This is a genomic window from Pseudoalteromonas agarivorans (assembly GCF_024518735.1).
In the GTDB taxonomy this organism is placed as follows: domain Bacteria; phylum Pseudomonadota; class Gammaproteobacteria; order Enterobacterales; family Alteromonadaceae; genus Pseudoalteromonas; species Pseudoalteromonas atlantica.
Genome location: NZ_JANIGJ010000005.1, coordinates 231,255 through 250,946, shown reverse-complemented (window position 1 = coordinate 250,946; position 19,692 = coordinate 231,255). Strand labels below are relative to the sequence as shown.

The following is a 19,692-nucleotide window of genomic DNA, read 5'->3' as shown; positions in this document are numbered from 1 at the left end:
AAAATGCACATTGCTTATAGTTTACTTGAACAATAAAAAATTGCAGAAAAAACCTAAACTTATTAAGACGTTTTAAGCTTTGATGGTTGAAACTGCGCTCATTATTTTTGCGCATTGTAGGGGTAAAAACACCAGCGATACTACTGTTTATTTTAAAAATTAAAAAAGAAATTATTGGCCTTATTTTTAACCAAAAAAAAGCCCATAACGCTAAGCTGTTATGGGCAAAGTCACACAATGAAAAAGGGGAATTAAAATCTATCGGTTAAGTTTCGTATTAGGTCAGAGTCCACAAACTGCGTGACCATTGCAGCACCCCATGCATATGCACGTTGTATTGGGTAGCCTTTAAATATCCAGCGTTTACGAACATGGTTAAAACGCTGCAAATACTGCTGCTTAGCACGCGGCAAAGGTGTACTACTTAGCTTATCCCACGCTTTATATACGCCCGACATGTCAGAACCGCGCATAAAACGTTGCAACCAACGCGAAAAGCGTGAAAAGCTAATGGTTGACTGAAAATCAATGATATAAGGCTTGCCATCGCTACCACATAATATATTGCCCATATTACGTAAATCTAAATGCACAATGCCTAGGCGGTGCATTTTTGCAACTTGGCGTTCAAGCTCAATAAAAAATTCAACAGGCAACGTCTCCCCCTGGTGTATTAAGCTTCTAAGCGGCGTGCCTTCTATGTAGTCATACGCCACCGCTATCGGCGATAAACGGCTAAACCGATTAGCAACTGCATCAAGCTGTGCTAAGCGGCTCAATCCTTTAAATTCTTGATTTACAGAAAGCTTGGCAAAGGTTTTACGAATAAACCACGGGCTTTGGCTAAAGTCTTTTACTATTAAGTCAAACGTATCATCTTTGTACCTGTATACAATTGCGTTCGCAAAACGCCCTTTATGAACAACACTTAAATACTGTTGCATAAATACATGTTCAGGAAACTGCTGCTGTAATTGTGATAACAACTTATTTTCAATCATAACAAACCTAACAAGATGATAACTTTAATTGCCTAGGCAACTATATTAGCAAAGTTAGATTTGCCGCACAATTAGATCTAGTACTTAGCAGGCTAAGTTTTTATTGAAACAGTATCGCTAAAATGTTGATAATCTTTTTTAGAGATTTATGAAGGTGTATCTAGGTTGTTTATTGCTCGGTTTAGTAAGTCCATAACGCTGTGTTTTTCATTTTCAGAAAAGCCGCTAAGTGCTTTTTCGTACACTTGATTTACTAAGGGCATTATTTGCGGATAAAGCGCTTTGCCTTTATCACTTAAACTTAAAAGTGTAGAGCGCTTATCAAACTCACATTGTGTTTTTTCAATTAAGTCTTTTTCTTCTAAACGCTTTAACAAACGGCTCATCGCGCCTTTATCGTACACCATATGTTCGCTCAGTCCGGCTAATGTGTTTACTGAGCCACGCGCTAATAGCACTACCACAATATATTGCGCAGAGGTTAAGTCCATACAATCGAGTTGGGCATCAATGTGTGTAGCAATTTTTGAACGTAAAAACGATATCAACCGGCCTAGGTCTTGCTCTGCTACGAGCGTTTCGGGGTCGGCGTTTTGTACTGAAGGCATACTTTGTTGCATATAAGGGTTACTCTGTTTATTCAAAATGCGTGTAATAGACTACACATAATTAATAAAATTCCCTAGGGTTAGCGAACTTTCAAAAATAAAAATTTGTTCTACCTAGGGTCTGACATGTTGGGCGTTAATACGCCTATGCCTTTGCAGCAACCTTAAAATATAAGCACAGCTTTACCAAATAAAAGTACCTTGCTAAAAATTCACCTCAAAAAGTAAACAGCCTCTAAACCATTTTGTATTTAAAATAAAAAGCCGCAACATAAGTTGCGGCTAGTAGTGGTTTATGCAATGACGTTTTAAACCTTAAACTGCCCTATTAATTGTCCTAGGTTTTCACCGCGCCCTGCTAAATGCTGGCTAACCTCAGAGGTGGCCTTACTTGCTTGGGTTAGTTCATTAACAATTTCTTGAATGGCAAACACATTACGGTTTATCTCTTCTGTCACTGAACTTTGCTCTGTTGCAGCGGTTGCAATTTGCGTACTCATGTCGTTAATGGTGGTAACCGACGTAGTCACAGCACCTAAACTTTGCGATATATCGCGCGATGACTCAACTGAGCGATTACAACTTGCTTGGCTCGCCTGCATGGCATTTACCGCGGCGCCCACTAAGTTATGCAATTCACTTAGCATTTCACTAATTTCATGGGTACTAAGTTGCGTACGACTCGCTAAGCTTCTTACTTCATCAGCCACCACGGCAAAACCCCTACCCTGCTCGCCCGCACGTGCGGCTTCTATAGCGGCGTTAAGTGCAAGCAAATTAGTTTGCTCGGCAATGCCACCTATTACACTAAGTACACTGTCTATTTTTTTAGATTGCTCACTTAAAGAATTTACCTGATCAGCAGCTAGGTTAATCTCGCCCATAAGGTTGGAAACTTCACTTAGTGATATATCTACGCACTCTTGCGCTTTTGCCACTTCTAGCGTTGCCGTATGAGTAGACTCAGCAACTTGCGTGGTATTTTTAGCCACTTCGTGAGAGGTGGCCGACATTTCGGTAATCGCTGTGGCAACTAGGTCTGTTTCGTGGTTATGATTGAGCAGTTTATTTTCAAACAGTTTTGTTTGCGAATTAATATCGCTTGAGGCATTTTTTACATCATTAGTAACATCAGCCACATTACTTATAATGCTTTGCAGCTTGCTAACAAACACATTAAACGATTCGCCCAACTGCCCTATTTCATCGTGTGTATGTATAGCTAGGCGTTTTGTTAAGTCGCCTTCACCTTTAGCAATATCATCTAAGCTTTGGCCCATTATTTGGATAGGTTTAACCATAGCGTTAGACGCTAAAAGTGCGCCCACTACGCTAACCACAACCCAAAATAAGGCAATTAATAACAAGGTGGTTATTTTTTCGCGAGTATGTGATTGCATAGTCTGTTTATAATTTGCAAGCTCTGTTTGTATATCATCCATATAGGCACCCGTACCAATCATCCAATCGGTACCTGGTATCATTACGGCATACCCTATTTTCTCTACTAACCCGTTGGTATTTGGCTTTTGAAAATGGTAATTAAATGCCCCGCCACCTTTACGTGCTTGCTCTAATAATCCAACAATTATTTTTTTACCATTTGGGTCTGTCATCCCAATTTTATTTTGCCCTTCAATAGCACTTCCTAACAGGGCATGAAACACGCTAACGCCACGTGTGTCGTAAATAAAAAAGTAACCGTCGTCACCAAAAGTAAGCTCCCTAAGGACATTTTTAACACTTTGTGTTGATCCGTTATCCAACTGATGGCGTACCAACTTACTTGCTATTTCCACTTCAGTGGCAAGTAGCGTGTGTTTGTCTTTAATGAGTTTAGATTTAATTGTTTCAAAATTTTGTTGCTGGTTTTGCGATTCTAAATAGTACGAGCTGGCCATTAAGCTAATTAATAACAAGCTCAACGGTAAAATAGCCAGTAATAAAAGTTTATTTCTCAAGCTTAAGTTACTCATTAAATCTCCACAAATAGGGTATGCACGTTATCACTGTCTGCTTTGCAGTAATTAACGCAATAAAGTAAGCATTTAATATGTCACTATTTATATCAATTTATAAATAGCGCAGGGGGTTGCCAAGGGCTGGCAAGGTGGGCGCATTATAATTAGATTACAGCGCTTTAGATATACATTATCACTCGACATTAGTCGCAATTTTTTATCGAAAACACTGTGCAGTAAGGCGTTTTCATTACCTTTTACTTAGTTAACCCTCAAGCAATCCCACCACGATTCATCTCACATTAAGGTAGCCAGGCATTTTTATTTAACATATAATCATCACAATTCTAATAATAAATACCTATACAAAAAGCGGGACAATGTTCAACGTTAACTTAGGCTGTGGTTTTTAAAAATAATAATGAAGTACTTCTTATATCTAACGTTGTTGATTTGTTTAAACGTGTGCGCTCAACCTGCTAACAAGAGCATTGCCTTTTATTACTCATCCCCCATGCCATTGGCCGAAATGACCTTTTATTCACGGGTTGTTGTGCAGCCGCAAAGCATTACTCAACACGAACTTAATTGGCTTAAAGAGCGCAACATTAGCGTATTCGCTTATTTAAGTGTGGGAGAATCGTTTACTGAAAATGAATCCTCAGTAGCAAAAAATCCACACTGGAATAGCCATATTGCTGATTTAACCGCTGAGCATTGGCAACAACACCTGCAAAAACAAGCACATGAATTACAACAACGAGGCTTTAACGGTTTATTTTTAGATACGCTCGACAGCTACCAATTATTAAAACCCGATTACGATAAAGCGGCTCAACAAGTGGGGCTTGTGAATATAATTAAAGGTTTGTCGAGTACATTTAATAAACATTTAATTTTAAACAGAGGGTTTGAGCTACTGCCACAGCTTAACGATTACGCCTCTGATTTAGTTGCCGAGGGGCTATTTAGCCACTTTAATCCAGTAGATAACAGCTACAAACTTACCACTGAGAACGATCAAGCTTGGTTAAATGAAAAGCTTCATAAAGCACAATCACTGGGCTTTAACGTACAGGTAATTGATTACGCTAAACCACAGCAGCGCCTTGCAATGGCTAAGCAAATTATTGCCCAAGGTTATGCTCCTTGGGTTACTGATGGGCACCTTCAAACTTGGGGGACATCAAATATACAGCCAGTGCCTAGGCGCATACTTATTCCATACAACAGTAATGTAAAGCCACTTATATACACCACGGTTCACCTAAAGCTTGCCACAATGATTGAGTATTTAGGCTACATACCTGATTACATAGACATGGCTAACACGCCTTTACCTAAAGTAGATACCAGCCTCCATGCTGGCATTATCTCTTGGACGACGAGCGATCAATTTTATAATGCACAGGTTATTGAGTGGCTCGAAAGTAACTTAGGCGTGGTACCGCAATTGGTACTTGGCGAGCTCCCTCCTTCTAATAAGTTACTTGAAAGCTTAGGAGTCGAGCCTTTTAATTTGTCTTCAAATGGGCCTTATAAACTCGCGGCTATGGCATCTTGGCTCAAAGGTGAGTTAACCACTGCGCCCGCTATTGTAAAGCCCTATTTATTAACACTTGCAGAGAATGCGCAATCATTAATATCAATACACGCTGAAGATGGCACCACCCTAACCCAAGGAAGTAAAACTAAGTACGGCGCACTTATCGCTGCACCTTGGCTTATAGATACGTTGCCTATGGAGGGCAGTAACTGGGTTGTAGACCCCAAAGCTGTGTTAACTAAGGCAATGGGGCTTGCGCCTATACTAGCCCCAGATACAACTACATTAAGCGGCCGGCGTATGCTAACCCTTCATATTGATGGCGACGGCTTTACGAGCATTGCGCACTTTGCAGGTAAACCTTACGCAGCAGAAGTTGTGCGCGATGAAGTTATAAAAAAATACAAGCTACCACTTACTTCCTCAATTATCCAAGCCGATATTGAGCCTAACGGATTGCATGGCGCTGACAGCCCAAAGCTTGAAAAAATAGCCAAAGAAATTTTTGCGCTTCCTTATGTCGAAGTGGCATCACACACTTACAGCCATCCCTATTTTTGGACAGCCTTATCAGGTAGAAAAGAAATAAATAAAGACGACACCGACTACGGGTTTCATTTAGATGTACCGGGATATGACGCCATCGATTTAAATAAAGAAATAACCGGCTCAATAAATTACATTAATGAGCGGCTCGCACCAAAAAATAAAAAAACCGTGATGATGCTATGGTCGGGTGATGCAACCCCAGGCCCAAAAGCCCTAGAACTTGCGCGCGATGCCGGTGTAATTAACGTTAATGGAGGAAATACCGACGTAAATGCCGACAATCCAAGCTTGTCGCATATATCACCTATTGGCCGTCCTGAGCGAGATTTGCTGTATCAAATATACGCCCCCATTTTAAACGAAAATGTTTACACCAATTTATGGCACGGCCCTTACTATGGTTTTAAGCGCTTAGTAGAAACATTTGAAATAACCGAGAAACCATACAGATTAAAGCCTTACACAATTTACTTTCATTTTTACTCTGGCGAAGTGCCAGCAGGGCTTGATGCGCTGCATTACAATATTGATTACGTATTAGCCAGAGAAAATACCCCGGTGCATTTAAGTCAATATGCACGCATTGCCAAAGACTTTTATTTTTCTGCGCTTGCTAAAAATACGCGCGGCGAATGGCTATTTAGTTCTAAATATATAAAAACGCTGCGCTTGCCTGTTATTTTTGATGTGCCCAATATGACTAACAGCCACGGTATTTTAGGGGTAACCGCGCAAGGAAACTATATTCACGTGGGCGATGAAATAGCCACAATTAACTTTGATCATACAACGCCAGATAACCAACCTTATTTGCTCTCCGCTAATGTCGCGTTTAGTAATTGGCAGGTAAACGGCCCTGTGAGCTTTAAAGCGTGGATTGAGGCTAAAATTGAGCTTAAAAATGCTCGCAGTTGTCATTTTATTTCGCATATGGGAAAGCGCTTTAGCGGAAAAACTTTTGGCAATACAACGCAGTTTTCATTACCTGCTGGCGAATTTTATGGCTATTTAAACTGCGCAAAAAGGGCTCAATAATGAATAACAAAAAGCGCCCTCACTTAGTATCAGTTAAAACCATTTTAATTATATTAGCGGTAAGTTGCTTTTCACTTTACGCGCTGTTTCCGCACACCTTATTTTTTGAAGATGACTCGCTATCGCAAGATTATACCTTTGAAAAAACCTACTTAAATGCAGCATTAAGTAGCGACCCTAATAATGAAAAACTACGCGCCAAAAAAATAGCCATTCACCTGAGCTTAAATGAGTATTCGCAAGCGACTAACGAGCTTGAAAAGCTCCCTAAAAGCGATACAAAAACTGAATTAGAAATAAAACTTTTATACGCATTGTGGGTTGATAGCGGCGCAAATAAAGATGACCGTTTTGAAGAACTAACACTTAAACTTGCGGCATTTAAACACTGGGATAGCCAGTTATTAAATATAGCTAAAGCCACGGGGCTCAATGCAAACGTAGCACAATATTATGAGCAACACGCGCAGCCATTATTAGCCGCTGATTTTTGGTTAGGCGCAGGTGAGCCTGGCAAAGCGCTCGCTATTTATAAAACCCACATTAATGCCGATGTAGCCCAAAAAGCCATTGAAACCGCACTGGGTGCTAACAATCCAAAACAAGCTTACACATGGTGGAAAAAATACGGTGATACCGCTAATACCGAGCGTACATTATATTTTGCAAGCTTAGCGGGTGATAATAAAGAAGCCTTAAAAGCAGTAGAAAAATTATTAAAAACTCAGCCTAATAACAGCGAATATTTAACCAAAGCCATGCATTTAAACTTAGCCAATGGCAATGCAAACGCAGCTGAACAATTAATCGCAAAGTTATTACTTAAAACACCCAATGATAAAGCCCTGAGGCTTTTAAATTGGAAAATTATGCGCTGGCAAAATAAGCCTAAACAGGCGCTTAAAGAATTTAAATGGTTAATGGCCCATAAAGCCGTTGATGTAGCTATGCTGACCGACAGCATTAATGATGCGAATGCCTTGTACTTATATCAAGATGCCAACGACATTTACGAATATAAAGCGCAAAACCGACAGCTTAAAGGCAACGGATTTGCAAATTGGATGCAAACCAACGAATTTATTGGTAATGCAAAACAAGAGCTTAATCATATTGAGCGCTATGAGCAAATAAACGGAAAAACACCTCTTTCACAATATTGGAAAGCCAAGGTGTTACACGATACCGGTAATTTAGCTGGGCTGAGAGCCTTGTGGCCTCACTACGCAGGGCCAAAAAACGAAGAAGACTTACTCTGGCTTGCAAGAGCGCATTGGTTAAACGATGACTTTACGACCGCTTTGGCCATTTTAAAGCAAAAAGCACGTAGTAACGATGATGAGTTTTGGGGTGCCCGCGTTGATATGGCTTTGCGTGTAAATGATAAAAAAGAAGAGCTGTACGCTTTAGAGCAATTAAAAAACATTAGCCCACTGAGTGTAGGTGATATGCTGCATTATCAGCAGCTAAAATTTGCCGACAACCCACAAGGGTTATTAAATTACCTATGGCAACAAACCGCACTCACTGATAGACAGTTAATCCAAATTACTTTATTAAGCACGCAAATTGGCGATGAAGAACACGTCACTCGTGCTCATCAAGCTCTTGAAAAACAACGCTATAATAAAGCGCTTTACCCTGCATGGCTAATATTATCAAACTGGTACCAAAATCAAAGTGACTTAAATTACGCATACACAACACTTAACCGCGCAGCAAAACTAAGTGAATACAATCCCGATGTGGTACTAGCGCAAGGCTGGCTTGCATTGCAAATGCACGACACCATTATGATTAAGCGTATTTTAGCTAACTACTCAAGCAATGAACCTAGCCGAGAGTGGGCACAATTACTGGCGAGTTTATCTATTCATCAAAAAGCCTTTAATAGTGCTTATTTTTATCTGCGCCAATTAGCCATTAGTAACCCTCGAGATTTAACCACTTTAGTAAATTTAGCCGATGTTATGAACCAGTTAGGCTACTACGCTAATGCCAGCGAACTTAAACATTATTTATTAAACCATTTACCAAAAGACAAATACGCATACCGAGGTTTAATGATCCAATGGGCCGGCGCAATGGCCGTACCCCACTTACGCCAATTTAGCAGCTTAGATGACATAGCGCCTGAGGCTATAAACAACGCAACCGCCAACTGGTGGTTAGCCAGACGCGCAGCACAAAAGCTTGAGCCATGGCAAAAGCTACATTTGGCTATGAGCAACGGCGAGTTTAATAAAGTAAAGGCACTGGTAAATACGCAAACGTTAGGCAAAATAGATGAGCTAAGTGCTTTACTCTATTTAAGGCAGCCTTATGCAACTATGCAGCGTTGGTATGAGGAGTTAACACAAGAGCCAACACAAGCCGAAACGTCTTTATTACGTAACGCCCGCACCAGCTACTTTAGAGCATTAGAGATTAACCTATCCCCTGAGGCCGGTTTAAATACCAGCCAGTACGATGTAAATGTTTATTTTCCGTATGCTAAAGGGCAATGGAAACTTAGCATTAGCAATCAACAAAACTTAAATAACAACGGCTTACTGTTTGCCATAGAAGATAAAATGACGTGGGGTCGTTGGTACTTTAATGCAAAAGTAGACTCTCATCAGGGCAATTTAATGAGCCGCCAAAGCTTGAGCCTAGATGCGCGTTACCAGTGGGACTCGCGCACGCAGGTAGGTGTAAAACTTGAGCACAACGTTGAAAACCGCCAATCAGAAACCTTACTTAGCTTTGCTAAATTAAATAAAACCACGGCTTATATAAATTACGCTATTGATGGGCGTCAAAACGTGCAGTTCTCGGCAGCCGCCATGGCATTTAAGCGCCGCAGTGATAGCTCAACGCTTATCAGCGGGCAAGAATATAACGCCCGTTATCAATACACTATTTTAAAAGACCGCCCTATTTGGAGTACTTATTTTAGTGCTCAATGGCAAGACTTTGAACGCACATTAGCCCCTTTAGGCATAGATCAAAGAGCGCGACCGCTGCTTATTGATATACAACCTTTTAGGCGCTTTGCTCTGGGCACTTCGCTTTCGTCAAACTCAAACTTAGCTCCCCCTTATTTAGGCGAAAGCCCCTCGTGGTTATTCGACATCAGTACGGGTTATCAAACGTTAAACGACACCCTCGACATTTCAGTATCAAGTGGTGCGGGCTGGTCAGTGCTAGGGGATGATTTATTTAAATTACAGCTGGGTTATCAAAGTAGTAATAAAGTGGGTAACTCAGATACACAATTACAATTAGGCTATTACGTACATTTTTAATGTTAGGAGAGAATATGTTTCGTTTAATCATACCGTGTTTGGTATTAGTGCTCAGTGCATGTACCACCAGCCGTGTGGCTGATGATGTAGAGCTAGGTCCATCAACTACCGTGGCTTTAATGCCTTTGGTAAATCATGCGCAAACCCCCTTAGCCGGTGAACGTGCAGAAGATATACTTGCAAGTATTTGGCAGCAAAATAAGCTTCCTACGTTATTACGTGCACCGCGCAGTAACACTAAAGACCTTCCGCCACTTGACGATCAATACCGTCTTGATAACGCCATGCAGTGGTTAAGCACACAGCAAACAGACTATGTGTTATCAGGTAGCATAGAAGAATGGCGTTATAAAGCGGGCCTAGATGGCGAGCCGGTAGTCGCACTTACACTTAGCTTAACGGCCAAAGGTCAAACAACCCCACTTTGGACGGGCACTATCGCAAAAAGTGGCTGGGGGCGCGACAGTATTGCCGCGACAGCACAAGATGTCATCGCCGATTTAATTTCGTACATTGAGGTTAGTGAGTGAAAACACATTTTTTTCGACCAAGAGAGGTCCCTGAGCTACAAATTTGGGCTGAGGTAATTGTATTTACCGCGCTTGCAATTGTGCTGCCGGTTATATTTAACGCCGAAGACCCCTTTTGGACGGAAAATGGGTTTTCGTGGCCGGTACTTGGGCCGCTGTTAGTGGCTTTGCGCTATGGTTTTTCAAAAGGCTTTATAAGCATATTATGTTTATTAGCCGGGCAATTGCTGTTAAGCAAAAGCGAAGTATTAGCGCAACCTAACGAATTTAATATTAACGCCATGATTGGTTATTTAATTGTAATTATGATTGCTGGCGAATTCAGAGATGTATGGGAGCGCACTAATCAACAGCAAAGTATTGAGCTTGAATATGTAACTAACCGATTAGAAACCTTTACCCGCCAATACCATTTAATAAACTCATCCCACGACCGGATTGAGCAAATGTTAGCAGGTCATACTCTTAGCCTGCGCGAATCGCTCCAAGCGGTACGGGCCGTTATAGGGCAACTAACACAAAGACGCTTAGACAGTGCGGCAAATAGCATTTTAAACTTATTTGTTGAATATGGCTCACTTGAAAAAGCAGCGCTTTATAAAGTAGAAAACCACACCATAATAGAGCAGCCATTAGCAAGCATAGGTGCTATGGGCGAGCTAAATAGGGAAGACCCCCTTATTAAAGCCATGTTTGAAGAGCGCGAGCTGGTCTCTGTTAAAGAGGTTAAAAATAAATTTAGCCAATACCACATTGCTATCCCACTGGTTGATATTAATAACACTATTTACGGGGTAATTTTAGTACAAAGCATTCAATTTTTTGCCCTTAAAAATACCACACTTACTTTGCTAGCTGTTATGGCCGGTAACATTGGCGATTTGCTGCGTCATGAAATTACCAACCCGGTAATGACCCCACAAGAAACCCCTTATTTTGTAAGGCAGCTACGCAGGGCGAACAAAGAAGCTAAACGCTATAATATTCCCTCGCAGCTGCTTAAACTCAAAGCAATGCAAACAAGTGAAGAGTCGCGCCAATTATTAGAGTATTTAAGTGAAGCTCGCAGAGGTTTAGATATTTATCTTTACGATAGTCAAAACCACACACTATTACTACTTATGCCAATGGCAAGTGAACTGGACAAAAGTGGCTTTATATCGCGTATTAATACTTGGTGTATCGAGCACTTTGGTAAAACCGTTGAGCAACTGCAAATTAAAATAGAAGAACAAATGGCATTGCCTATAAGCAGCGAACACATCGCTAAGTTAGTTGCATCCCATGATTAAAATTATCGTTGCCGCTTTTATTGGCTGTTTATGTGAATACTTTGCTTTTGCGCATATTTTAGATGCGCCAAACTGGCTGTTGATTGTTTTATTACATGGCATTGCTAGCCTGTGCTTTACCTTTGTAAGCCTTGCATTTATTCCTAACAAATACAAAACCACCTTAAAAAGTGGTTCGGCACTGTTATTTTTGCTGCTATTTACCTTGCCTGTATTTGGTATTTTAGGGGTGGTATTTGCCATTACTTTTGCCCTTAGTAAACCGCTTAAAAACAACGACATTGATATTGTAGAGCACAAGGTTCCTGCCCTGCCCTTTGAAGCAAGAAGTGTTTCAGCAACGCCTATTTACTCTATGGGTGGACTAAAAGCTATTTTAAAACACGCCAGTGAGCCAAATAAACGCCTAAGTGCAGTAATGGCTGCACGGCACATGAGCGATGCCCAAGCTATTCCTATACTCAAACTGGCATTAAAAGACTTAGAAGATGATATTCGCTTACTTGCCTATTCAACTCTTGATAGCAAAGAAACTAAACTGAACGAAAAAATAAGCCAATGCCAGCACGCTATAGCCAATACCACGCAACAACCTAAATTAAGCAATCTGCAACGCCAACAAGCCGAGCTTTATTGGGAGCTGAGTTACTTAGGCTTAGCACAAGGCGCACTAAAAAAGTACGTACTAGAAAAAGCAGAAGCACTAACCTTAACAAGTATAAAGTTTAACCCGCAGCCAGCTAGCTATGTGTTTTTAGGGCGGATTCAACTTGCGCTCGGTAAATTAAATGAGGCGCAGCAAAGCTTAAATTTAGCCACGCAATTAGGCATGGCCAGACGCCACGTACTACCTTATAAAGCCGAAGTCGCCTTTGGATTACACAATTACACAGACTGTCAGCGCTATCTTGAAGAGCTAGCACTACAGCCTAAAGGCTCTGAGTTACGCCATTTACAGGAGTATTGGCATGAGTGAAAAAAAAGCCGATATTTTACTCTTACTTGAAGGCACTTACCCCTATGTACGGGGCGGCGTATCGAGTTGGGTACACCAAATTATAGAAGGCCTGCCTCACTATAACTTTGAATTAGTGTTTGTCGGTGGCGCACCCGAACACTACGGCGACATTCAGTACACGCTACCGAGTAATGTGACTAAGCTGCATGTGCATTATTTAGTTACGCAACACAGTACAAAAATAAAAGCGAAACATGGCGTTAAATATAAAAAAGAACTGTTTGATTTTTGGCAGCAATTGCAAGGGTATTTCCGTGACTGTAAAGACCCAATACCGACGGAGTTGGTAAAGTTTGCCTTTGAAAATTTAGCTAAAAAAGACGGCATCAACGAAGCCGATTTTTTATACAGCGAGTCGTCGTGGCAGGTGCTGGCAAACTATTATTTAACCTATTGCGATGAATCGTCATTTATCGACTTTTTTTGGTCGTACAGAAATTTGTATAAACCACTGTTTAAAATAGCCGAAATAGCCCGTTCACTCCCCGATGTTAAACTTATTCATTCTATTTCGACAGGCTATGCTGGCATATTGGGCGCAGGTGCAAGCGTTATACACAACACGCCATTTTTGCTTACCGAGCACGGTATTTATACTAAAGAGCGTAAAATAGATTTAATACAGGCCAGCTGGATAAAAGAGTCTGAACAAAGCCTAGGTAAAAACCTAAATACTGAAATGGGCTTTATTCGCCGAATGTGGATCAGCTTTTTTGAGCAAATTGGCCGCACTACTTATAACCAAGCCGACAAAATCATCTCACTTTATGAGGGGAATAGACAAAGGCAAATTAAAGATGGTGCCAGCGAAAGTAAAGCCTCGGTAGTGCCTAATGGTATAAAAACAAAACGCTTTGTTGATGCCCTTAACGCAAGACCTAAATCGGTCCCTATGGTGGTTGGGTTAATTGGCCGTGTAGTGCCAATTAAAGATATTAAAACCTTTATTCGTGCCATTAAAGAGGTCCAAGCCGAGCTGCCAGAGATAGAAGGCTGGATCATAGGCCCTTTTGAGGAAGACCCACAGTATTACAAAGAGTGCCAGCTACTAGTAAGCAGCCTAGATTTAGACAAAAACATTACGTTTACCGGCATGAAAAACATCGTCGAAATACTCCCAAAGCTAGGTATTGTTGCGTTGACTTCAATTTCTGAAGCTCAACCATTAGTGCTGCTTGAAGCAATGGCAGCAGGCGTACCTGTACTTGCAAGTGACGTGGGCTCGTGCCGAGAAATAATAGAAGGGGCAAGCGAGGAAGATAGGGCCCTTGGTAAAGCTGGCGAAGTAGTTTCTATTGCCTCACCCAGCGAAACCGCACAGCAAATAATCACCCTATTGGAAAATGAGCAAACATGGTATCAGTACCAACAAAACGGCCTCAACCGTGTTAAAACATACTACGACGAGAGCCATATGTTTGCCCGCTACGATAAACTTTACAAGGATACAATCGCATGGCCGGAATAGGTTTTGAGATACGTAAAATTCTCAAAAAAAACACCCTACTCTCTGTTTTTGAAGCATACGGTTATGCGGGATTAATAGGCTCAGGCCCTTGGCTGCTTTCTATCATTGCGCTCATGCTAATTGGTATTTTAAGCCTAGGTGTCGTGCTGCCAAAAGTATTAATTATTCAGTTTTTAACGCTTATTACGTATATGATGGCAGCGTCCCTTATATTGACCGGCGGTCTGCAGCTATTATTAACGCGTTTTGTTGCCGATCTGTTTTTTCAAAAAAAGGACGAGCAGGTGCTGCCTAATTTACTTGGCGCGCAGCTAGTTACCACCCTTGCCGCATTACTGATTGGCTTAGCTGTATGGCCAATACTACCGCTACCTGTTGTGACTAAAATAATAATATTAGGGGCGTTTGTAAGCTTATGTAACCAATGGCTTGGCGCTATATTTTTGTCGGGAATGAAGGAGTACCGGCTTATTTTAGTGACCATGTTAAGCGGTTACAGCTTTATGGTGTTACTGGCATTTTTACTGCGCGACTGGCAAATAGACGGGTTGTTTTTTGCTTTTTTTGCCGGTGAAGCGCTGCTCTTTTTTAGCTTTTTGTTTATGATTATTCGTCGCTACCCTGGCGGTAAACTCATTAGTTTTGATTTTTTAAACAACAAAAAAGTGTATTACAGCCTATTTTTTTGTGGGCTTTTTTACAACATAGGCGTGTGGGCCGATAAAATTATTTTTTGGTACTCCCCCTCTACCTCTATTCAAATTATAGGCACATTAAGAGCAAGCCCTATTTACGACTTGCCTATATTTTTAGCCTATTTAACCATTATTCCAGGAATGGCGGTATTTTTAGTCAGAATGGAAACCGACTTTGTAGAACAATACGACCGTTTTTATACCGCTATTAGAGGTGGCTCATCGCTTGAAGAAATTTTTTACCTAAAAGATAAAATGGTGCAAACAGCGCAAGGCGGCCTTTACGATATATTTAAAATCCAAGGTATAACCGTTGCGTGCTTATTACTGTGGGGCGAGCAAATACTGACCTTTATAGGCATAGACCCTAACTATAAAACATTACTGTTTATTGATGTGGTGGGTGTAGGTGTACAGGTTATATTTTTGTCTATTTTAAATATTTTATTTTACTTAGATAAGCGTGCCACCGTATTATTTTTATCTGGGCTGTTTTTGTTTATCAATATCGTATTTACGATTACCTCAATTGCATTAGGGCCACAGTTTTATGGTTACGGTTTTGCGCTCTCGACCATAATTACATCTGTAATTGGTCTGTATTGGCTATCAAAACAATTTGAAGAGCTTGAGTACGAAACTTTTATGCTGCAATAATATATTATAAAAGCGGTATAAAAGTCGTCTTCTTTTACGTGACTGAAAACGTACTGAGTTTCTCTATATTTAATGGAATATATTATGGAAATTAATTATTTAAATTATTCACTTCAAGAGTTGCGTGAAGCTTGGATAGCAGTTGATGATTACACGTATCCGGAGCGTGCAATTGAAGTTTATAAACTTTTAAAAAATTTGGAGATAAAAGCTTCAGAAGAAAATTATTGTGATACATCATCTACTTGGGTTGTCTCTATGCTACGCAACTTCAACAAGCCTAAAATATTTGACCCAGCCTTTAGCGATGTATTACTTGAAGAAAGTAGTGCTATGATGAAAGAGAAGCGAGTTATTAAACTTATAGCAGAGCGAGAAAATATTGATCACATGTAAGTGATCAATATTTTAAGTTAAGAGCAACACTAGCCAAATTTAACGTGGAAAAGAGTTTGGCTTTTTACTCGCATCATTTTTTACCAACACAAAAAAGCTATGTGGTTATTTACTCACCCAGCGCGCTTTAAAACCACGCGTATCAACATGTATAAATGCACCGCGATGCGATTTTGGCCCGTAAACACCTAAACCGCCAAGTAAGCCTTTAAATGACTCTCGCTTAGCGAGCGACTCCACTATACCAGCCATAGCTTGTGCATCGCCAATAGAGTGCTTGCCGTCGTTGTTTATATCATCCATACGGTAGTCGCCGTTGTTATCTATAAATATATCGGCAGCATCGCCAAACACATGGCGGCTAAGCTTTACGTTACCAATGGCTTTGTTGTAATAAGGGGTGCGGTAGCCGCTCATTACCACCATATTTTTAATCGGTATGTTTTCTAAAATCAGCTCTTTGCGTATTTTTTCAAGTTTAAGTAACAACTTGTTTTGTAAAAATAAGTATTTAGGGTGCTTACTTCGTTGCTTACTCACAAATTCTTTAAGAGAAAAATGCGGTGATATTTTTATATTTTCGTTCTCTGGGGTCACCTTTACAAAACCATCGGGCACTATGTAATGCTTACTATCTTTAATTTGTGAGGGCGTTGGGTAATGGCCAATGTGGTAATATTTAAGCTTTCCACCTTGTACTTCATCTGCAGGTACTTTAACAAACACATTAATTGTCATACGTTGCTTTTTGTCGGGGGATTCAATAATTACCCGTGTTAAGCCAGGCTTTTTAGGCGCCTGCCACTGCCAGCGGTTTGTATCCGTTAAGGTGGCGTTACTATGGTTATTAATAAATGAATCGGGTCGTTTTGATTGTGCGTAAAGCACTTCAAATTCAACTGCCTCATTAGGCATCACAAATACAGAAAACACCGAATACGGCATTACTATGTCGTTAATTTTTAGGCTAAACTCTGCATCTTCAAAATTTGCTTTATTTTGAATATCAACGCTTGGGTGTGCTTTTTTCACGGGCTCGGCGGCATAACTACCTACGCTTACGCAAAGCGCTAATATGCAGCCTAAAATACTCGGTATAAACGGCATAAATCCTCTCATAGTCTATTTAATCAATGCAGCAATGACTGACTGATCTTCGTTTTTAATTAATGCTTTTGCGTCGTGTTGATAAATATCGTCTCTAAAATTAACGAGCATGTCTTCATCAACCCACGCCGTCCAATACACTAAATGAATAGGTAAGGGCTCATTTAAATAAAAAGTTTGAGTGGTATCGGTATCTCTGGCTTTATCCACTTGCTTAAGGGTGCGCTCTTCACCTTGGTGCTTAATTATTTCACGCGCCAATGAAAATGGCTCTTCAACCCTTATACAGCCATGTGATAGCGCACGCTGCGCTTGGTTAAAACGCTGCTTTGCTGGCGTATCGTGAACATAAATGGCTTCAGGATTTGGAAACAGATATTTCACTTCGCCAAGTGGGTTTTCATCCCCTGCACGCTTAACTAAAAAGTGATCAAACTGATAGGGCTTAATAGACTGCCAATCAATATTACTGGGATTAACTGTTTTAGAATCTAGGTAGCTGCTTTTTCTAACTTCGATATTATTTTTAGCAAGGTACTGAGGATCTTTTGCCACCTTTGGTGCTATTTCTTTGGTTGCAATAGAGGTTGGTATGCGCCACTCAGGGTTTACTACAAATCTTTCGATTTCGTCACTAAAGGCAGGTGTTTCCCAACTCGGCTTACCCACAATAACGTTATTTTGTAGTTTTACTTCGCCTGCTTTTACATAACGCAATGTGTACTCAGGTATGTTTACGTACACATACTGCGAATCACTTGAGCCTGCGAAGTTAGTTATGCGGTAAAAGTTAAGCTTTAATTTAGCCAATTTTTTCTTAGCGGGTACATTAAGCTTAGCTAAGGTGCGCTTGCCTACTCGCCCATCAACCTTTAAACCGTGGCGACGCTGAAACTGTTGCACAGCCTGCTCAATGTTTTTATCAAATGTGCACATTGCGCTGTCACATACATTGCTGGTTAAGTCACGCTCTTGATATAAACGCAGTGCTAGCTGACTCACCGCCTTGCTGGTGCTGCCAAGTTCAAGCAACTCATTAATGTATAAAGGGGTAAACCCGCCACTGTTAACTATTTCTGTGTACCAGTTAATTGCTTTTTCGGTGCGCGCTATTAACTGTGCTGCATTTTGATCAAAATAATAATCGCCATTTTGCAATTGTTGTTGCGAGTTGTAAGTGGTTAATGAAGAGTTGGCAAGTGCCACACTTTCAAGATCTGCACTGCCTAGCGCTTGCCCTGTTAGCATGGTGCTAACGCAGCCTGCAAGCGTAGCCTGTAACGTAATGTGTTTTACCTTTGTAGACAATGCCTTTGAAAATAACCCCTTCACTTTGTACCTCCTCGCTAAATATCATTGATAAATGCTTTTGTACTTACTGTTTAACAGTAATTTGAAGGTGCAATGCAGGTGCCAAAATAAAATAAAATCACAACACCATGAAAAATAATAACTTTTTAAGATTTCACATGATGGTTAAAAAATACTTCAACTACGCAATTATGTAATTTGGTTGCTGTAGTGTGTAAAGTTGCTATAGCAATTAGTCTTTTAAAAAGGCTAAAAAGCCACGTTCATAACGACTCAAGTATTTTGTTTTTCGCGGTAAAGAAAGCGACTCTCGCCACGCTGTTTGGGTTTGTTCATCCTCTTTACACAAGGCAATTAAATCTGGGTGAACATACGATTTACGGGCAATAGCGGGCGTGTTACCTAGCTGCTCAGACACGCTCTCGAGCATACTTTTTAAACTAAGTGCGCCTTTTGCTTTTACAAGCTGCTTAAAGGCAATAACACTGGCTCGCCAGGTTCTAAAGTGCTTAGCGCTAAAGTCCTCACCCATTATTTGTTGAATATACTGGTTAATTTCACTAGAGGCTACGTTTGTGCGCTCTCCATCGCTTATATATTGAAACAAATGCTGACCGGGTAAATCTTGTAGGTCTTTAATTACATGGCTAAGCACTCTGTCGGTTATGTTTACCTCGCGCTCTTTGCCCGATTTAGCCCGATACCGTAGCTGTATATTTTTACCCGTAAGCTTAGCATGGCGATTGCGCAGGGTTGTGGCGCCAAAACTTTTGTTTTGCTTTACATTTCGCTCGTTACCTACCCGCAATGCACCTAAGTCCATAAGCCTAACTACCGCAGCTAATGTGCGCTCTACGCTGAGCTCATCCCCTTGTAAATCGTTTTCTAAACGGGCGCGCAGTAATGGCAGCTTATTGCCAAACACCCCACAGGCTTGGTATTTTTTCGCCTCTTGCTGAGCTCTAAAATCTTCATGGTAACGGTATTGTTTACGGCCTTTACTATCTATCCCGGTTGCTAAAATATGGCCATTTTCTTCAGGGCAAAACCAAGCATTTTTGTAGGCGGGCGGAAACGCTAACGCATTTAAACGATCAATCACTTTTTGATCGGTAATTTGCTTTCCTATTGGGTCAAAGTACAGCCACGTTTTGTTTTTACGCTTACGGGTTATACCGGGTAAATTATCATCGACGTAGATTAATTTCATTTATGCTCCTAGCAACTTAAA

Annotated in this window: 14 protein-coding genes; 8 read left to right on the top strand and 6 right to left on the bottom strand. The window is 40.7% G+C overall.

The genetic code is table 11. The features are described from left to right. Window positions 1–251 precede the first annotated feature (251 nt). From NQT65_RS11275 to NQT65_RS11265, 3 genes are all read right to left on the bottom strand, one after another. A complete protein-coding gene (locus NQT65_RS11275) occupies window positions 252–1,001 on the bottom strand; it encodes a serine/threonine-protein kinase (protein ID WP_004586207.1) in 750 nt (249 codons plus the stop codon). A 146-nt stretch (window positions 1,002–1,147) separates the two neighbouring features. Next, window positions 1,148–1,621 carry a MarR family winged helix-turn-helix transcriptional regulator gene (locus NQT65_RS11270; protein WP_256845365.1) on the bottom strand — a complete coding sequence of 158 codons (474 nt, stop codon included), beginning with the start codon at window positions 1,619–1,621 and terminating at the stop codon, window positions 1,148–1,150. A gap of 296 nt (window positions 1,622–1,917) precedes the next feature. Beyond that, window positions 1,918–3,585, bottom strand: coding sequence for a methyl-accepting chemotaxis protein (locus NQT65_RS11265; RefSeq protein WP_029774564.1), 1,668 nt, complete (start codon window positions 3,583–3,585; stop codon window positions 1,918–1,920). 406 nt (window positions 3,586–3,991) lie between these two features. Between NQT65_RS11265 and NQT65_RS11260 the strand changes: the two genes are divergently transcribed. From NQT65_RS11260 to NQT65_RS11225, 8 genes are all read left to right on the top strand, one after another. After that, on the top strand, window positions 3,992–6,700 hold the full coding sequence (locus tag NQT65_RS11260; protein WP_256851212.1) for a bifunctional glycoside hydrolase/polysaccharide deacetylase family protein: 2,709 nt from the start codon (window positions 3,992–3,994) through the stop codon (window positions 6,698–6,700). Next, on the top strand, window positions 6,700–9,987 hold the full coding sequence (locus NQT65_RS11255; protein ID WP_256851211.1) for a tetratricopeptide repeat protein: 3,288 nt from the start codon (window positions 6,700–6,702) through the stop codon (window positions 9,985–9,987). The genes NQT65_RS11260 and NQT65_RS11255 overlap by 1 nt, the downstream gene beginning before the upstream one ends. A gap of 14 nt (window positions 9,988–10,001) precedes the next feature. Continuing rightward, a complete protein-coding gene (locus NQT65_RS11250; protein WP_055252862.1) occupies window positions 10,002–10,517 on the top strand; it encodes a hypothetical protein in 516 nt (171 codons plus the stop codon). Beyond that, window positions 10,514–11,809: a PelD GGDEF domain-containing protein gene (locus tag NQT65_RS20250; protein WP_126007942.1), complete on the top strand. Its 1,296-nt coding sequence runs from the start codon at window positions 10,514–10,516 to the stop codon at window positions 11,807–11,809. The genes NQT65_RS11250 and NQT65_RS20250 overlap by 4 nt, the downstream gene beginning before the upstream one ends. After that, complete coding sequence (locus NQT65_RS11240) at window positions 11,802–12,785, top strand: tetratricopeptide repeat protein (RefSeq protein WP_256845370.1); 984 nt, start codon at window positions 11,802–11,804, stop codon at window positions 12,783–12,785. Before NQT65_RS20250 ends, NQT65_RS11240 begins: the two co-directional genes overlap by 8 nt. Then, a complete protein-coding gene (gene pelF, locus NQT65_RS11235) occupies window positions 12,778–14,295 on the top strand; it encodes a GT4 family glycosyltransferase PelF (RefSeq protein WP_138684448.1) in 1,518 nt (505 codons plus the stop codon). Before NQT65_RS11240 ends, pelF begins: the two co-directional genes overlap by 8 nt. Then, a complete protein-coding gene (pelG, locus tag NQT65_RS11230; RefSeq protein ID WP_256851210.1) occupies window positions 14,283–15,647 on the top strand; it encodes an exopolysaccharide Pel transporter PelG in 1,365 nt (454 codons plus the stop codon). The genes pelF and pelG overlap by 13 nt, the downstream gene beginning before the upstream one ends. Window positions 15,648–15,731: 84 nt before the next feature. Continuing rightward, the gene (locus NQT65_RS11225; protein WP_029774557.1) at window positions 15,732–16,043 is read left to right on the top strand and encodes a hypothetical protein; all 312 of its coding nucleotides are present in this window, start codon (window positions 15,732–15,734) and stop codon (window positions 16,041–16,043) included. Window positions 16,044–16,148: 105 nt separating this feature from the next. Here NQT65_RS11225 and NQT65_RS11220 read toward each other — a convergent pair whose 3' ends face one another. The 3 genes from NQT65_RS11220 to NQT65_RS11210 form a co-directional block, all read right to left on the bottom strand. Further along, window positions 16,149–17,150, bottom strand: coding sequence for a D-Ala-D-Ala carboxypeptidase family metallohydrolase (locus tag NQT65_RS11220; protein WP_256851209.1), 1,002 nt, complete (start codon window positions 17,148–17,150; stop codon window positions 16,149–16,151). A 15-nt stretch (window positions 17,151–17,165) separates the two neighbouring features. Then, complete coding sequence (locus tag NQT65_RS11215; RefSeq protein ID WP_256851208.1) at window positions 17,166–18,482, bottom strand: L,D-transpeptidase family protein; 1,317 nt, start codon at window positions 18,480–18,482, stop codon at window positions 17,166–17,168. Window positions 18,483–18,693: 211 nt separating this feature from the next. Then, on the bottom strand, window positions 18,694–19,671 hold the full coding sequence (locus tag NQT65_RS11210; protein WP_256851207.1) for a DNA topoisomerase IB: 978 nt from the start codon (window positions 19,669–19,671) through the stop codon (window positions 18,694–18,696). Between the last annotated feature and the right edge of the window lie 21 nt (window positions 19,672–19,692).

What these genes read in the sequence shown, in the direction of transcription:
- NQT65_RS11275 (WP_004586207.1), bottom strand. Translation starts at nt 1,001, where the DNA reads ATGATTGAAAATAAGTTGTTATCACAATTACAGCAGCAGTTTCCTGAA.
- NQT65_RS11270 (WP_256845365.1), bottom strand. Translation starts at nt 1,621, where the DNA reads ATGCAACAAAGTATGCCTTCAGTACAAAACGCCGACCCCGAAACGCTC.
- NQT65_RS11265 (WP_029774564.1), bottom strand. Translation starts at nt 3,585, where the DNA reads ATGAGTAACTTAAGCTTGAGAAATAAACTTTTATTACTGGCTATTTTA.
- NQT65_RS11260 (WP_256851212.1), top strand. Translation starts at nt 3,992, where the DNA reads ATGAAGTACTTCTTATATCTAACGTTGTTGATTTGTTTAAACGTGTGC.
- NQT65_RS11255 (WP_256851211.1), top strand. Translation starts at nt 6,700, where the DNA reads ATGAATAACAAAAAGCGCCCTCACTTAGTATCAGTTAAAACCATTTTA.
- NQT65_RS11250 (WP_055252862.1), top strand. Translation starts at nt 10,002, where the DNA reads ATGTTTCGTTTAATCATACCGTGTTTGGTATTAGTGCTCAGTGCATGT.
- NQT65_RS11240 (WP_256845370.1), top strand. Translation starts at nt 11,802, where the DNA reads ATGATTAAAATTATCGTTGCCGCTTTTATTGGCTGTTTATGTGAATAC.
- pelF (WP_138684448.1), top strand. Translation starts at nt 12,778, where the DNA reads ATGAGTGAAAAAAAAGCCGATATTTTACTCTTACTTGAAGGCACTTAC.
- pelG (WP_256851210.1), top strand. Translation starts at nt 14,283, where the DNA reads ATGGCCGGAATAGGTTTTGAGATACGTAAAATTCTCAAAAAAAACACC.
- NQT65_RS11225 (WP_029774557.1), top strand. Translation starts at nt 15,732, where the DNA reads ATGGAAATTAATTATTTAAATTATTCACTTCAAGAGTTGCGTGAAGCT.
- NQT65_RS11220 (WP_256851209.1), bottom strand. Translation starts at nt 17,150, where the DNA reads ATGCCGTTTATACCGAGTATTTTAGGCTGCATATTAGCGCTTTGCGTA.
- NQT65_RS11210 (WP_256851207.1), bottom strand. Translation starts at nt 19,671, where the DNA reads ATGAAATTAATCTACGTCGATGATAATTTACCCGGTATAACCCGTAAG.